The organism is Paractinoplanes bogorensis (genome assembly GCF_018829635.1).
Taxonomy (GTDB): domain Bacteria; phylum Actinomycetota; class Actinomycetes; order Mycobacteriales; family Micromonosporaceae; genus Actinoplanes; species Actinoplanes bogorensis.
Genome location: NZ_JAHKKG010000003.1, coordinates 78435 through 92787, shown reverse-complemented (window position 1 = coordinate 92787; position 14353 = coordinate 78435). Strand labels below are relative to the sequence as shown.

17 protein-coding genes are annotated in these 14353 nt (G+C 71.4%); 8 read left to right on the top strand and 9 right to left on the bottom strand.

Features of this window, described 5'->3' with window-relative positions; all coding sequences use genetic code 11:
* Position 1: 1 nt before the first annotated feature.
* The 3 genes from KOI35_RS09060 to KOI35_RS09050 are packed head-to-tail and all read right to left on the bottom strand — an operon-like array spanning position 2 to position 2795.
* Complete coding sequence (locus KOI35_RS09060) at positions 2-787, bottom strand: ABC transporter ATP-binding protein (protein WP_215785638.1); 786 nt, start codon at positions 785-787, stop codon at positions 2-4.
* Complete coding sequence (locus KOI35_RS09055; protein WP_308120875.1) at positions 784-1821, bottom strand: FecCD family ABC transporter permease; 1038 nt, start codon at positions 1819-1821, stop codon at positions 784-786. Before KOI35_RS09055 ends, KOI35_RS09060 begins: the two co-directional genes overlap by 4 nt.
* Positions 1818-2795: a FecCD family ABC transporter permease gene (locus tag KOI35_RS09050; protein WP_246612854.1), complete on the bottom strand. Its 978-nt coding sequence runs from the start codon at positions 2793-2795 to the stop codon at positions 1818-1820. Before KOI35_RS09050 ends, KOI35_RS09055 begins: the two co-directional genes overlap by 4 nt.
* Before the next feature lie 35 nt (positions 2796-2830).
* Between KOI35_RS09050 and KOI35_RS09045 the strand changes: the two genes are divergently transcribed.
* Positions 2831-3823, top strand: coding sequence for an iron-siderophore ABC transporter substrate-binding protein (locus KOI35_RS09045; RefSeq protein WP_215785637.1), 993 nt, complete (start codon positions 2831-2833; stop codon positions 3821-3823).
* Here the strand turns inward: KOI35_RS09045 and KOI35_RS09040 are convergent.
* A complete protein-coding gene (locus KOI35_RS09040; RefSeq protein ID WP_215785636.1) occupies positions 3795-4448 on the bottom strand; it encodes a TetR/AcrR family transcriptional regulator in 654 nt (217 codons plus the stop codon). The genes KOI35_RS09045 and KOI35_RS09040 overlap by 29 nt on opposite strands.
* Positions 4449-4503: 55 nt before the next feature.
* Here KOI35_RS09040 and KOI35_RS09035 point away from each other — a divergent pair, with 55 nt between their 5' ends.
* Complete coding sequence (locus tag KOI35_RS09035; RefSeq protein ID WP_215785635.1) at positions 4504-4887, top strand: VOC family protein; 384 nt, start codon at positions 4504-4506, stop codon at positions 4885-4887.
* Positions 4888-4908: 21 nt separating this feature from the next.
* Positions 4909-5745, top strand: a complete 837-nt coding sequence (locus KOI35_RS09030; RefSeq protein ID WP_215785634.1) for an alpha/beta fold hydrolase — start codon at positions 4909-4911, stop codon at positions 5743-5745.
* Between the two features lie 10 nt (positions 5746-5755).
* Here the strand turns inward: KOI35_RS09030 and KOI35_RS09025 are convergent, their stop codons facing one another.
* Positions 5756-6163: a YkvA family protein gene (locus KOI35_RS09025; RefSeq protein ID WP_215785633.1), complete on the bottom strand. Its 408-nt coding sequence runs from the start codon at positions 6161-6163 to the stop codon at positions 5756-5758.
* A gap of 88 nt (positions 6164-6251) precedes the next feature.
* On the opposite strand from KOI35_RS09025, the gene KOI35_RS09020 reads away from it, so the two are divergent.
* On the top strand, positions 6252-7034 hold the full coding sequence (locus KOI35_RS09020; RefSeq protein WP_215785632.1) for an RNA ligase family protein: 783 nt from the start codon (positions 6252-6254) through the stop codon (positions 7032-7034).
* On the top strand, positions 7024-8151 hold the full coding sequence (locus KOI35_RS09015) for an AAA family ATPase (protein WP_215785631.1): 1128 nt from the start codon (positions 7024-7026) through the stop codon (positions 8149-8151). Before KOI35_RS09020 ends, KOI35_RS09015 begins: the two co-directional genes overlap by 11 nt.
* Here the strand turns inward: KOI35_RS09015 and KOI35_RS09010 are convergent.
* On the bottom strand, positions 8148-8705 hold the full coding sequence (locus KOI35_RS09010; protein WP_215785630.1) for a TetR/AcrR family transcriptional regulator: 558 nt from the start codon (positions 8703-8705) through the stop codon (positions 8148-8150). The genes KOI35_RS09015 and KOI35_RS09010 overlap by 4 nt on opposite strands.
* Before the next feature lie 75 nt (positions 8706-8780).
* On the opposite strand from KOI35_RS09010, the gene KOI35_RS09005 reads away from it, so the two are divergent.
* Positions 8781-9143, top strand: coding sequence for a DUF4267 domain-containing protein (locus tag KOI35_RS09005; RefSeq protein WP_215785629.1), 363 nt, complete (start codon positions 8781-8783; stop codon positions 9141-9143).
* A 41-nt stretch (positions 9144-9184) separates the two neighbouring features.
* Here the strand turns inward: KOI35_RS09005 and KOI35_RS09000 are convergent, their stop codons facing one another.
* The 3 genes from KOI35_RS09000 to KOI35_RS08990 form a co-directional block, all read right to left on the bottom strand.
* A complete protein-coding gene (locus KOI35_RS09000; RefSeq protein WP_215785628.1) occupies positions 9185-9928 on the bottom strand; it encodes a hypothetical protein in 744 nt (247 codons plus the stop codon).
* Between the two features lie 91 nt (positions 9929-10019).
* Positions 10020-10376: a hypothetical protein gene (locus KOI35_RS08995; protein WP_215785627.1), complete on the bottom strand. Its 357-nt coding sequence runs from the start codon at positions 10374-10376 to the stop codon at positions 10020-10022.
* 9 nt (positions 10377-10385) lie between these two features.
* The gene (locus KOI35_RS08990) at positions 10386-10889 is read right to left on the bottom strand and encodes an ATP-grasp domain-containing protein (protein WP_215785626.1); all 504 of its coding nucleotides are present in this window, start codon (positions 10887-10889) and stop codon (positions 10386-10388) included.
* A gap of 289 nt (positions 10890-11178) precedes the next feature.
* Here KOI35_RS08990 and KOI35_RS08985 point away from each other — a divergent pair, with 289 nt between their 5' ends.
* Positions 11179-11673, top strand: coding sequence for a hypothetical protein (locus KOI35_RS08985; RefSeq protein ID WP_215785625.1), 495 nt, complete (start codon positions 11179-11181; stop codon positions 11671-11673).
* Between the two features lie 36 nt (positions 11674-11709).
* Entirely contained in the window at positions 11710-14352 is a 2643-nt protein-coding gene (locus KOI35_RS47150) for a putative bifunctional diguanylate cyclase/phosphodiesterase (RefSeq protein WP_215785624.1), read from the top strand.
* The last annotated feature ends 1 nt before the right edge of the window (position 14353 follow it).

The window sequence follows — 14353 nt, the reverse complement described above, 5'->3', positions numbered from 1 at the left end:
CCTAGCGCTCGCGTCCGATCGGCACCACCATCGGCGTACCGGTGACCGGGTCCGGGATCACCTTGCTGGCCAGCCCGAACACCTCGGCCACGAGATCAGTGGTGACGATGTCGGCCGGCGCCCCCTCGGCCACGACCGCTCCGTCACGCATCGCGATCAGGTGGGTGGCGTAGCGGGCGGCGTGGTTCAGGTCGTGCAGCACGGCGACCAGCGTCGTGCCGTCGCGGTGCAGATCGGTGAACAGCTCCATCAGATCGATCTGGTAGGCGATGTCGAGGAACGTGGTCGGCTCGTCGAGCAGCAGCCACGGCGTCCGCTGGGCCAGCGCCATCGCCACCCACACGCGCTGACGCTGACCGCCGGAGAGTTCGTCGACCAGGCGGGGCGAGAGTTCCTCGATGCCGGTGGCAACCATGGCCTCCCGTACGGCCTGCTCGTCGGCGTCCGTCCATTGGCGGATCAGGCTCTGGTGCGGATAACGGCCGCGCGCCACCAGATCGGCCACCCGGATGCCGTCGGGTGCGATCGACGTCTGCGGCAGCAGCCCGAGCCGCCGGGCCACTTCCTTCGCCCGGTATGACCCGATGTCCTTCCCGTCGAGCAGCACGTGCCCGGCCGACGGCCGCAGCAGGCGGGACAACGCCCGCAGCAGCGTCGACTTGCCGCACGCGTTGGGCCCGACGATGACCGTGAACGAGCCGGGCGGGATGGCGACGTCGAGCCCGGACGAGATGACCCGCCGGTCGTAGCCGATGGTGGCGTTGTCGGCCCGCAATTCCGTGGTCACAGTCGCCTCCGGGACTCGTGGATGAGCAACCAGATCAGATAGCCGCCGCCGAGCACGACGGTGACCACCCCGACCGGCAGCGGGGTGGGCAGCACGTGCTGGGCGACGTAGTCGCAGGCGCACAACATCAGCGCGCCCAGGAAGGCGGCCGGGGCCAGAGCCACGCCCGCCGTCCGGGTCAGACGCCGGCTGATCTGCCCGGCGGCCAGCGCGACGAACACGATCGGTCCGGCCGCGGCCGACACGGCGGCGGTCAGCGCCACCCCGAGGGCGACCAGCGCGAGCCGGGCCGGTTCGACCGCCACACCCCGGGCCCGGGCCGCGTCGTCGCCGAGTTCGAGCTGACGCAGCGGCCGGGCCAGCGGCACGGCGACCAGCAGCAGCACGCCGATCACCACCCCGCCGAGGCCGGCCTGGGCCCAGCCGGTGTCGTTCAGCGACCCGATCCCCCAGGTGGCGGCGGCCATCGCGACCTCGAGGTCGGCGGTCAGCATCAGCCACGTGTTGAACGAGTTGAGGGTGGCCGCGACCGCGATGCCCACGATGATCAGCCGGAACCCCTGCACGCCCCGCCGGTAGGCCAGCAGATAGACCAGCGCGGCGGTCGCCAGGCCGCCGGCCAGTGCTCCGCCGGCCACCCGCAGATAGGAGCCGCCGGCGAGCACCATGACGAGCAGGGCTCCCGTGTACGCCCCGGTGGAGAACCCGATGATGTCGGGGCTCGCCAGCGGATTGCGGGTCAGCGACTGGAAGATGGCCCCGCTGACCCCGAGCGCGGCCCCGAACACCAGTGCCGCCAGCACCCGCGGCATCCGCCAGTCGACGACGATGGTGTGCGCGAAGCTCTGCCGGTCCAGGACGGCCGACACCACTTCGGAGACGCTGAGCCGGAAGTCTCCGCTGGCCAGGGCCACCAGCGCGACGGACAGGCTCAGGGCGGCCAGCACGGCGCACACGGCGAGACTGCGGACGTCGAGTCGCAGGGACACCGGTCCGAGACGCGCCCACAGCGTGCGGCGACCGAAATCGATCACAGTCCGCTCACCCTCGTCCGGCGGATCAGGACGATCAGCACCGGCGCCCCGACGAACGCGGTCACGATGCCGACCGGGATCTCGCCCGGGCGCATCACCACCCGGCCCAGCACGTCGGCGGTGAGCAGCAGGATCGGGGCCAGCACGGTGGTGTAGGCCAGGATCCAGCGCTGATCGGGCCCGGTGATCCAGCGGGCGACGTGCGGCACCATCAGCCCGACGAAGCCGATCGGCCCGGCGATCGCGGTCGCGCCACCGGCCAGCAGGGTCACCGCGGCCACGACGACGACGCGCGTACGGGTCACGTGGGCGCCCAGCGCGGACGCGGCGTCGTCGCCGAGCGCTATCGCGTTCAGCGGGGCGGCGGCGATCGCGGCCAGGATCAGTCCGATCGCGAGGAACGGCAGCACCGGCCACACCACGGCCAGGCCGCGGTCGGCGATCGTGCCCGCGCTCCAGAACCGCATCGCGTCGAACGCCACCGGATCGAGCAGGGTCATGGCGGCGGTGATGCCACCCAGCACGGCCCCGAGCGCCACCCCGGCCAGCACCAGGCGCACCGGATCGGCCGTGCGGCGGCCGGCCGCGCCGATCACGTAGACGACCACGGTGACGACCAGCGCGCCCGCGAACGCGAACCACAGGTAGCCGGTGATCGAGCCGATCCCGAACACGCCGACCGCCAGCGCGACGAAGAACGCGGCGCCCGGCCCCACGCCCAGGATGCCCGGGTCGGCGAGGGGGTTGCGGGTCAGCGCCTGGATCAACGCCCCGGACACGCCCAGGGCGATGCCGACGATCAGGCCCACGACCGTACGGGGAAATCGCAGGTCCCGGATGATCAGGCGCTCGGTGACGTCGGTCGGGTGCAGAACGGCCGGCAGCGGGATGTCCCGCGCGCCGATCGCGATGCTGGCCAGCACCACCACGACCAGCAGCACCAGGGCGGCAACCAGCCCGGCGGTCTTGGACAATCGACACTCCTTAAAAGTAAGGTTAGGGTACCCTCATGATCACCGCCTCGCTCACGCGCCGGTCACTGCTCACAGGTGCACTCCTCATGCTGGCCGGCTGCTCGTCCGGCTCGTCGACCCCCGACATCGGCACCAGCGCGTCGACCCGGACCGTCCCCGGAGGACTCGGCACCATCGAGGTCCCGGCCGGTCCGCAGCGTGTGGTGGCGGTCGGTCAATATCGCGACCTCGACGCGGCGATCGCGCTCGGCGTCGTCCCGCTGCTCAGTCCCGACCTGAGCTTCTTCCTCGAAGGCGGAGTCGCGCCGTGGGTGCAGCCGTTGCTCGGCCCGGCCAAGCTCAACCTGGTCGACGTCGAGGAAATGCCGTACGAGGCGATCGCCGCGCTGAAGCCCGACCTCATCCTGGCCACCGACCGGCTCAACCTGGAGGAGGAGTACGCGCGGCTCAGCCAGATCGCGCCCACCATGTCGTGGGACGAGGGCTACAACAAGGACGAGTGGCGCACGACCACGACCCGGGTCGGCGCGGCGCTGGGCAAGGAGGCCGAGGCGGCCCAGCAGATCAAGACCACCGAGGACGCGATCGCCCAGGCCAAGGCGGCCAACCCCGAGTTCGCGGGCAAGACGTTCACGCTGGGCCCGGTCACCGCCGACGGCACGGTCAACACGATCAACAGCACCAGCGACGCGTCGGCCGAGTTCCTCGCCCAGTTCGGGCTGGCGCTCTCCCCCGCGGTGACCAGCCTGCCCAACGCGGCCATCCCGGGCCGCGCGGTGATCAGCCCCGAGCGGCTCGACGTGCTCGACGCCGACGTGCTCATGCTGACCTTCAACACGCCGGCCGCCCGCACCAAGCTCGAGGCGACGCCGCTGTTCCAGCAGATTCCCGCCGTACGCCGTGGTGCCTACGTCGGTCTCGACCTGCCCGCCGCACTGGCGATCGGGTTCCCGTCCGCGCTGAGCGTCCGCTACGGCATCGAGCAGGTCCTCCCGAAGATCAAGGCCGCGCTGGCCCGCCCCCGATGAGGGCCTTGATCAGCAAGTCGGCGGTGTGGTGCTGCCACTGCTCGGGCGTCCAGCCGCACGCGTCGACGAACTGCAGGTAGGTCTCGGCGTTGCCGAGCACGAAGGCGATGTCCCGCGCCCGATCGGGATCGAGGCCCGGCCTGAGCGCGCCGAGGCCGGCGAGCAGACCGATCAGGAACCCGTGCGCCGTACGCGTCTGCTCCTGATTCGTGTTCCACTGCGCCGCCACTTCGGGGTCGGTGCTGGTGGCCCCGCGCACGACCCGCATGAGCGGCGCGATCCGGTCGATGATGACGCGACCGCCCGCCACCCAGAGCTCGACCACACGCCGCGGGTCGGGCTCGGCCCGGATCTCGGCGATCCACGGTCGCTCCATCAGCGGAATCGGCTCGTCGTCGCCGACCGCGGCCACATCGAGGGCCTCCTTGAGCAGTGTGCGCTTGTTTCCGAAGTGGAAATACACCGTCTGCACGGCCACGCCGGCCTCCGCGGCCACCCGATCGAGACGCGTCGCGCCGTAGCCGACCGCCACGAACTGCGCCGCCGCCGCCGCGACGATCCGGCGCCGCGTCGAGCGTGCCTGTTCCGCTCGTGTCGGCTTTCTTCGCTTGACTTCTCCGCTCACTCGCTAGAGCCTACTTTAGTCAATTACTAGAGCCAACTCTAACGAACGGAGAGTCATGCCGGACCTGGCGGGCTTCCATCACGTCAAACTCCCGGTCGCCGACCTGCAACGCAGCCGGGACTGGTACACCACGGTGCTCTGCCTGCGGGTCGAGATCGAGTTCGTCGAGGACGGCGAACTGATGGGCCTGGCCCTCGAAGACGCGACCGGTCGCCTGCGCCTGGCGTTGCGGCTGGATCCCGTACGGGCAAAGGCCCTGGCCGGTTTTGATCCGGTCGCGCTCGAGGTGCCGAAACGCGAGGACGTCGAGGCGTGGCGGGCCCGCCTGGACGACCTGGAGCAACCCCACGGCGGTGTCGTGACCGGCCACCGGGGCGGCTCGGTCCTGATCGGCCTGCACGACCCCGACGGCATCGAGATCCGCCTGTACGCAGTCTGATTACTGAAGGGAACACTGACCATGGTTCACACACAGATCGACGGCTTCGGGATCGCCTACACGGATTCGGCCGGGGACGGTGAGCCCCTGCTGCTGATCCACGGCGGTGGCCTGGCCGACTGGTGCACCATCCTGGCCGCCACCCCGGCCCTGCAGCGCTTCCGCGTGATCCGGATGGTTCGCGCGGGCTATCTGGGCACCGCCGCCGACGGGCTGAGCGTGGCCGATCACGCCCGGCACGCCGCCACCCTGCTGCGGCGGCTGGACGCGACCGGGGCGCATGTCGTCGCGCACTCGTCGGGCTCGGCCATCGCCTTGCAGCTGGCGGTCGACGACCCGGCCGTCGTCCGCACCCTCACCCTGCTCGAACCACCGCTGGTCGACCCCCTGGCCGACCCGGCCGACCTCGACGCGCTGCACGCCGCGTTCGGGCCGGTCATGGGCGCGGCGATGGGCGCGCTCGCCCGGGGCGACGAGGAGGCGGCGTTCGACACCTTCATGTCCCTGGTCTGCGGGCCGGGCTACCGCGACGTGCTGAACTCCGTCCTCGGCACCGAGGTGGTCGACGCCGCCGCCCGGTCCAGTCGCCACTTCTTCTCCGGCGAGGTGCAGGCGCTGAACGGATGGACCTTCGACCCGGCCGCCGTCACCCAGCCGCTCCTGCTGGTGCAGGGCGCCGAGAGTCTGCCGCTCGAGCACCGGCTGATCGCGCACCTGGCCCGACTGGTCCCCGGCTCGACGATCGCGACCGTCGAGCACGTCAACCACCTGATGCCCCTGACCGCACCGGCCGTCCTCGCCCGGCTGGTCACCGAATTCACCGCGGCCCGCACACCGAGCACCACCCCCGCCGCCTGACCTCCGGGGATCAGCGGTTGAGGCCGGCGACACGGCAGAGAACGGCGAAACCGTCGTCGGTGCCGGGCCAATGGCGGCGGACAGAATCGAGGCCGGCCCGGCGCACCACGGAACGCAGTGCGGCGATGACGACGATCGCGTCATCGGCGTAGCCCAGGACGGGGACGAAGTCGGGGATCAGGTCGAACGGCATGGCCAGGTAGGCCATCAGCAGGCCGAGGCGGATACGGACGCCTCGGGGCAGGGTGGGGTCGGCCGCCAGACGGCGCAGAAGTCGGAGCAGGTCGGGGAGCAGCCGCAGCGCTTCCTTGAGCGGAACGGTGCCGGGTTTCAGCACCAGCAGCGCGACGACCAGGACGATCCAGAGCAGCGCCAGGGCCGCCGCCACGCTGATCAGCGTCTGCCAGTACCAGGCCATGCGGGCCATACTCCCGTAGCCGGTTCGAGCCGGCCACCATGAGCCAAAATCGGTCGCTCCGGCGAGCGTCGGCGGGTACAAAAGTCGGGTGATCACCAAGTATCCCCGGACTCCGCATCTGGCCGGGTCGCGCCTGCAGCCGGGGGACGAGGATCTGTCGCAGACGCCGTTCGCCGAGCTCGCGGGGCGGCATCTGGTGGTCGAGGAGAAGCTGGACGGCGCCAACGCGGCGATCAGCTTCACCGACGAGGGCGAGTTGCGGCTGCAGTCGCGGGGGCATTTTCTGACCGGTGGGCCGCGGGAGCGCCAGTTCGCGCCGTTCAAGTCGTGGGCCCACCTGGTCGCGCCGATCCTGTGGCCGGTGCTGGGAGCGCGGTTCGTGCTCTACGGCGAGTGGCTCTATGCCAAGCACACGGTGTTCTACGACGCGCTGCCGCACTACTTCTGCGAGTTCGACATTCTCGACCTGTCGAGCGGCACGTTTCTCGACACGCCGACCCGCCACGCCATGCTGGCGGACACGCCGGTGGTCAGCGTTCCGGTGCTGCGGACCGGTCCCGTGGCCACGCTCGGGGAGCTGACCGGACTGGTCGGGCCGTCGACCGTGCGCACGGCCGCCTGGCGCGACACGTTGCGGGCCAGTGCCTCGCGGGCCGGTGTCGACCCCGATCGCGCTGTCGCCGAGACCGACCCGGGTGACGACATGGAAGGCCTCTACCTCAAGGACGAAGCCGGCGGACGCGTGGCCGGGCGCTACAAGTGGGTGCGGGCCGGGTTTCTCCAGGCCGTCCTCGACTCCGGCTCGCACTGGGCCGACCGCCCGATCGTGCCCAACCGGCTGGCCGACCCGGCGGTGATGTATGCGATCTGACTGGACGCTCTTCGCCGAACTGTGCCCGGACGGTCCGTCGTGGACGGTGCCGTGGGCGCGGGTCGAGGAGGAGTTCGAGTGGATCCGGCGGCTGCGCGGGGTTCCGCAAGACCCGGTGCACCACGGCGAGGGCGACGTGGCCACGCATACCCGGATGGCGGCCGAGGCCCTCGCCACGCAACCGGCGTGGCGGGCGCTTCCGCCGGCCGAGCGGGTGCGGCTGTTCGGGGCCGTGCTGCTGCACGACGTGGCCAAACCGGACTGCACCCGCACCGACGACGACGGCCGGATCACCGCGCACGGTCACTCCCGGCGGGGCGACCTGACCGTACGCCGGATCCTGTGGGAACTCGGTGCGCCCCGGGCCTGGCGGGAGCATGTGGCGGCGCTGGTCCGGCATCATCAGGTGCCGTTCTGGGCCCTCGAACGGCCCGACCTCGAGCAGATCGTGCTGCGGGTGAGCCTGCTGGCGAGCAACCGCGATCTGGCCATGCTGGCCGACGCCGACATCACCGGCCGGATCTGCGGCGACCGGGACGACGTGCTGGGCAACATCGAGTTGTTCCGCGAGTTCTGCGCGGACCTCGGAGTGCTCGACCGGCCTTGGCCCTTCGCGTCCGACCACGCCCGGTTCCAATATTTCCGTACGCCGGGACGTGACCCCCGCTACGCCGCCTACGACGACACTCGCCTGACGATGACCGTGCTCTCCGGTCTGCCCGGCGCGGGCAAGGACACCTGGGTGGCCGCGCACGCCGAAGACCAACCGGTGATCAGCCTGGACGTCATCCGCGACCGGCTCGGCGTCAAACCGTCCGACGGTCAGCGGGCGGTCGCCGCCGCCGCGCACGAGGAGGCGCGGGTGCATCTGCGGGCCCGCCGCGACTTCGTCTGGAACGCCACCAACATCTCGCGCCAGCATCGCGACCTGTGCATCGGGCTGGGCGCGGCCTATCACGCCCGGGTCGAGATCGTCGCGCTCGAGGTGCCGCCGCAGACGCTGCTGCGCCAGAACGGGGGCCGTCCCGCGCCGGTGCCGCCCGCGGTCATCCACCGCCTGATCGGCAAGTGGGAGTCACCCGACGTGACCGAGGCCCACGCCGTCCACCTGGGTTAGAACCGGGCCAGCAGCAGGGCCAGACGCTGCTCCTGGATCTCGCGGGGCAGCCGGCCGCCGCGGGTCAGGGTGGCCAGCCCGTGCAGCGCGGCCCAGAAGACCTCGGTGAGTACGGCCGGATCGTCGTCGCCGGCCCGGGGCCGCACCGCCTCGCGCAGTTCACCGAAGCCCGCCTGCAGCGCGGCCGGCGTGTCCGGCCGCGCGAAGGCCAGGTCGACGCTGTGGGTGAACATGGCCTCGTAGAGCACCGGCCGGGTCTCGGCGAACGCCAGATAGGCCGTGGCCACCCCCGTCAGCGGATCGGCGGCGGCACCCCGGGCCGCCCGCAACTCGGCCGCCAGCTCGGCGAAGCCGTCGACGGCGACCGCGGCCATGATGGCGTCCTTGCCCTTGAAGTGGCTGTAGAGCACCGGCTGGCTGTATTCGATCCGCTCGGCCAGCCTCCGGGTGGTCACCGCGTCCCAGCCCTCGGCCTCGGCCAGCTCGCGGGCGGCGTCGACGATCAGTCGTTCCCGCTCCTGCCGGGCGCGCTCACGACGTTCCTGAATAGCCATGACAGCGATCCTAGCGCCGCTAGAGAACGCGTGCTAGCGTCACGTTAAATGCTAGCAACGCTAGAAGGAGTAGCAATGCTTGAGATTGCCGCCTACGGGCTCGCCATCGTGCTCAACCTGTTCATCATCTTCATCGGCACCCGGTTCCTGCTGGCGCCGACCGTGGCCGCGGCCGGCTACGGCGTGCCGTCGACGTTCAACGCCTACCTGACCGTGAAAGGAGTGCGCGACACCACGTACGGGCTGGTCGGTCTGGCTCTGCTGGCCTTCGCCGGTGCGACCGCCGGCGCCTGGTTCATGCTGGTCGTCGCGCTGGCGCCGCTGGGCGACACGGTGATCGTGCTGCGCAACGGCGGCACCCGGGCCACCGCGTTCGGCATCCACTTCGCCACCGCGGTGACCGTCCTGATCAGTGCCGCCCTGCTGTTCACGCTGTGAGGGCCGGCGACCCCGGGGGAAGGTCGCCGGCGGCTCTCTCCTCAGCGGCAGTGACTCGCTATCGCCTGCAACGACCGGATCGCCTCGATCGCGGCGCGCAGGCGAGCCTGCAGGTCGTAGAGCGAGGCGCTGGTCTGGTCGGCCCGGTGCTGCAGCTCCAGCCACTCGTCCTGGGTGTCGGTGTGCTCGCGGCCGAGCTGCTTGGCCTCGTGGTCGGCGTCGATCGCGGCCGTCCCGCCCGGCCGCGTCGGGTCCACATCGGCCACGGTGATCGCCCGGTAGGTGGTGTGCCCGTAACTCGTGATCTCGATCGGCTCGATGTCGTTCGTCCGGATGTACTCGGCCAGCAACCGCTGAGCCTCCCGCTGCCCGTCGATCCACCGGGTCAGCGACTCGCTGTTGCGCTCACGGGCGGCCTGCGCCTCCCGGCCGAGCACGTCGGCGGCCCGGGTGGCGGCGTCGATCTCCGAGTTGAGCAGGTCGATCTGGTCGCCCATGGCCTCGATCGCGTCGTTCAGCTCCTCGCACTCGGGCACCTCCTTGCCGCCACCGCCGCCGGGCTGGTCCTTCGGGTCGCTCGAGCCGGCGACCGGCGGGTTCCAGCGGTACTCGGCGCAGTAGCCGACGACGATGGTGTTGTAGCCCTCGTCGGTGTGGATGGTCGTCTGCCGGGTGTCCTCGCGGACGCAGGTCACGTCGTCCTTGGCGTAGGCGGGCGCCGGCGCCAGAGCGACCGCGACGCCGACCGCCGCCACCACCCCGGCCAGACCTCGAATCATTCGCATGCGTCGAAGAATCGGGGACGGGCCGCCGCGGAGCTGTCCGGCTTCGGTCAGAATTCGCGAGTCCAGGGCAGAACCAGGGATATCCCCGGGCTCACCAGTCCAGCTGGTTGTCCGGCACCCCCACCGACAGGGCGTAGACCTCGACGTCGGCCCGGGCCCGCCGATCCCCCGTCGGGTAGTGCAGGACCCGGCCCGGGAAGATCACGTACGTCTCGTCGCCGGTCTCGAAGCTGACGTACCAGCCCCGTCCGGTCAGCGCATCGGCGAACAGCTCGGCCAGGTCGTCCGGGTCGGCGTCGCTGGAGAACTCGACCAGCGTCCACAGCAGCGGCTGCTCGGGCGAGCCATCGTCCACCTCGAACCGCGACAGCCGCCGGACCCTGATGAGCGAGTCGTCGAGCACCGCCCCGGGCCGCAGGCTCTCGACGATGACAGCACCGGTGATCACACCCCCAGGCTATGCCAGCAGGGCGGCGACGAAGGCGTCCGGGGAAGTCGAGGCCGGGCGGTCGCTGACCTGGCCGTCGCCCAGCTCGATCACCCGCCAGACGCCGTCGGCGCGCTGGGCCACGTCGACGGTGACGAACGGTAGGGCCAGGCCGGCCACCGCCCCGGCCAGTTCGGCCACGGGCAGGCCGGGCGGCGGCAGGTCGTCGGGCGTGTCGGGGTGGGCCGTGATCAGGCGGCAGGTGCCGTTGACCCACCACGTGCGAGCCTCGGCCCCGGTGAACGGCTCGAACCGGCGCAGCACGAAACCCCCGGTGAAGTCGTCGTCCCTCAGTTCGCGCATGCGCTCGGCCACCCGCCAGGCCGCGGCGCCGTCGGTCAGGTCGGGGATGTAGGCGGCCTCGTGCCAGTAGTGCTTCATCGACTTGGTGTAGTCGCGCAGCACGGCCGCACCCTCGCCGAGCGCGGCCCGCGCCTGGTCGAACGCGTCCCGGTCGTCGCCGATGGTCCACACCGACGACGGGGTGAAGGCGGCCAGGGCGTCGTACCACCCGGGCAGCTCGTGGCCTCGGCGGTACTGCTCGGCGGTACTGCTCGGCGGTGGTGCGCAACGACGGAACGGCCCGCGCGAAGCCGGCGTAGGCGGACGCGGTGAGCATCCAGCCGCGACGGGGACCGAGCCTGGCCGATCCGCCGGGCCGGGGGCAAGCGAGTTGCGACTAGGATGTCCGGGTCGGCACAACCTGGGTGGTGGTCGGCGCGTTGGACGACGAAACCGCCACCACCGACCGAGGGGCCATCGCATGCGGAAGTTCATCGCCGTTCTCGGCATCGCCGCCGTCACCATGGGCGGCTGCGCCGGAGCAGCCATGGCCGATGATCATGTCGCCGTCAAGGCGCCGGCTCCGGCGGCGACCACGAAGGCGCCACCGACCCCGGCGATCAAGGACTCCGACCCCAAGCTCAAGTACGTGCAGGCCGACAAGCTCGTCACCATCACCCGCGAGGGCAAGCCGGTCGCCAAGGTCACGCTGGCCTCGGCCCGATACACGAAGAACTCCGGCACCGTCGTCCTCTCGGTCGCGGCCGCCCGGCCCTTCACCATCGATCCGGCGATGTTCACGCTCTACGACGTCGAGGGCTGGGAGAACGACCCGGTGCAGACCAAGCCGGTCCGGTTCGAGACCGGGACGGGCTCGCTCAAGCTGACCTTCGCCGGCACCCCGGCCGACCCGGGCGCGCTGGGCTGGGTTCCGCAGAACGGCAAAGAGGCCGTGGCCGTCTGGGAACGGTCCTAAAACTCACCTCGGGCGCGCCGGCGTCGATATGAGGGCGTGCCCGAGACTCCAGGTCGCCCGTCGCTCTTCGCCGACCGGGCATTCCAGGCCGTCACGGCACTGTCGATCGTCAACGCCGGTGTCTTCCTGACCCAGCAGTTCACCGCGTACCTGCTGCCCCCGGCGGTCAACTGGCTGCTGATGATCGCGGTCATCGTCCCCACCATGGTGCTCTGCCGCCGGGTGCAGGCCGACCCGGGCTCGGCCCCGGCCGTACGCCGCTACTGGCGCTCGGTCGAGATCGGCATCGTGATCTTCGCGGTGGTCGCGGCGTTGCGCATTCTGTCCGCGCTGACCGGCACCGGCTGGCTCGTGCAGGTCTCGATCGTGCTGCATCTCGTCGGCGGCTTCGTGCTCACCGGGCCGCTGCTCGGCCTGCCGTTCAGCGCCCACAGCCGTACGAGAATGGTCGGTGTCTGGCTCGACCTGGGCACCCTGACCTCGGCTGCGGGCCTGCTGATCTGGCATTTCGTCGCGTCCGCGCAGTTCCCCGGCGGCCACGTCACCCTGCACGGGGTGGGCGCGGCCGTCGTCATCATGGGCGCTGGCCTCAACCTGGTCTACCTGACGGCCAAGGTCGTGCTGTCCGGGGTCGACTCGTTCGCCCGCCGCGGGCTCTACGGCATCGGCGCGTCGGCCCTGATCGGCGGGCTCGGCTCGGCGATCGCCTTCCTGCACCCGCACCAGCCTCGTCTCAACCTGCTCACCATCGTGCTGCCGCTGGCCGCCTTCGCCGCCGCGGTCGGCGCCCGCCTGCAGGTCGTGGACACCGCGGCCGGCGGCCGCCCGGCGCGGAAGAAGCGCGGCTACAGCCTCATGCCGTACGTGGGCATCGCCGCGGTCGACGCCCTGGTGATCTATCACAACATCTGGGACGTCCGGCACGGCATGCTGATCGACGGCGTCGCGGTCGGGCTCACCGCACTGGTCGTGATCCGCCAGCTGATCGCGTTCCGGCAGAACGACGCCCTGCTGGCCCGGATCGGCAAGCAGGAGAAGCGGTTCCGGCTGCTCGTCCAGAACTCGACCGACATGATCACCATCACCGAACCCGACGGCCGCACGACCTATATCAGCCCCGCCTCCCAGGCGGTGCTCGGCATCGACCCGGACGATCTGATCGGCGCCGATCTGGGGCCCTGGCTGCACCCGGACGACGTGGCCACGGTGAACGAGAGTTGGAACGAGGTGGCGGCGGGGCCGGGCAACACCGCGGCCTACCAGTTCCGCCTGCGGCACGCCGACGGGTCGTACCGGTGGCTCGACGTGATCAGCGCCAACCTGACCGGTGAGCCCAGCGTGGGCGGCATCGTCAGCAACGCCAAGGACATCACCGAGACCCGGCAGGTGCAGGCCCGGCTCAGCTACGAGGCCAGCCACGACATGCTGACCGGGCTGGCCAACCGGACCCTGTTCGGCGACCGGGTCGCGGCCGCGGTGGCCGGGGCCGGACCGGACAAGCCGGTGAGCATCGTGCTCGTCGACCTCGACGACTTCAAGCTCGTCAACGACACTCTCGGCCATGCCACCGGCGACGCCCTGCTGGTGCACGTGGCCGAGCGGATGCAGGCCAGTGTGCGGCCGGTCGACGTGGTGGCCCGGCTCGGCGGCGACGAGTTCGCCATCCTGTTCGAGGGTGTCTCCCCCACCGACGTCGAGCTGACGCTGACCCGGATCGCGGCCGCCCTGCTGGAGCCGGCCTTCGTCGACGGCGAGCCGATGACCGTGCGGGCCAGCTTCGGCGTGGTCGACGGGTGCGGCGGCGACGACGCCGGTGACCTGCTGCGGCAGGCCGACATCGCGATGTACGAGGCGAAGGGGCGCGGCGAGGGCGGCTACGAGCGCTACCGCCCCGGCATGGAGGCGCGCGGGGCCGAGCGCAGCAAGCGCTTCGCCGCGCTGCGCACCGCGATCCTCGAGGAGCAGCTGGTCGTCTTCTACCAGCCGGTGGTCACGCTGCCCGAGGGCCGGACCACCGGGGCCGAGGCGCTGGTCCGCTGGCAGCACCCGACCGAGGGCCTGCTCGGCCCGGGCGCCTTCATCGAGGACGCCGAGCAGTCCGGCCTGATCGTCGCGCTCGGCACCCACGTGCTGCGCGCGGCGACCCGCGAGGCGGCGACCTGGCCGGGCGAGCAGACCGTGTCGGTCAACGTGTCGGCCCGCCAGCTGCGCGAGCCCGGCTTCCCGCTGCTGGTCGCGGCGGCGCTGCGGGACAGCGGGCTGCCGGCCCGCCGCCTGACCGTCGAGATCACCGAGTCGGTGGCCGTCGGCGGCGGCGCGACCGGCGAGAATCTGCAGGGCCTGCGGGACCTGGGCGTGCGCCTGTCGCTGGACGACTTCGGCACCGGCGCGTCCACGCTCAGCCTGCTCGCCACCTGCCCGGTTCACCAGATCAAGCTGGACCGCTCGTTCGTGCCGGACGGCGGTTCCGACGCGATCGCCGACGCCGTGGCCCAGATGGCCCGCGCGTTCGGCCTGCAGTCGGTGGCCGAGGGCGTGGAGACCGAGGAGCAGGCGGCCCGCCTGACCGGCCTGGGCTACGACCGGGCGCAGGGCTTCCTCTACGCCCGGCCGATGTGCGCGGCCGACCTGCGCGACCGCCTCACGAACGAGACGACCGCGCCGGCCGGCCAGATCTAGC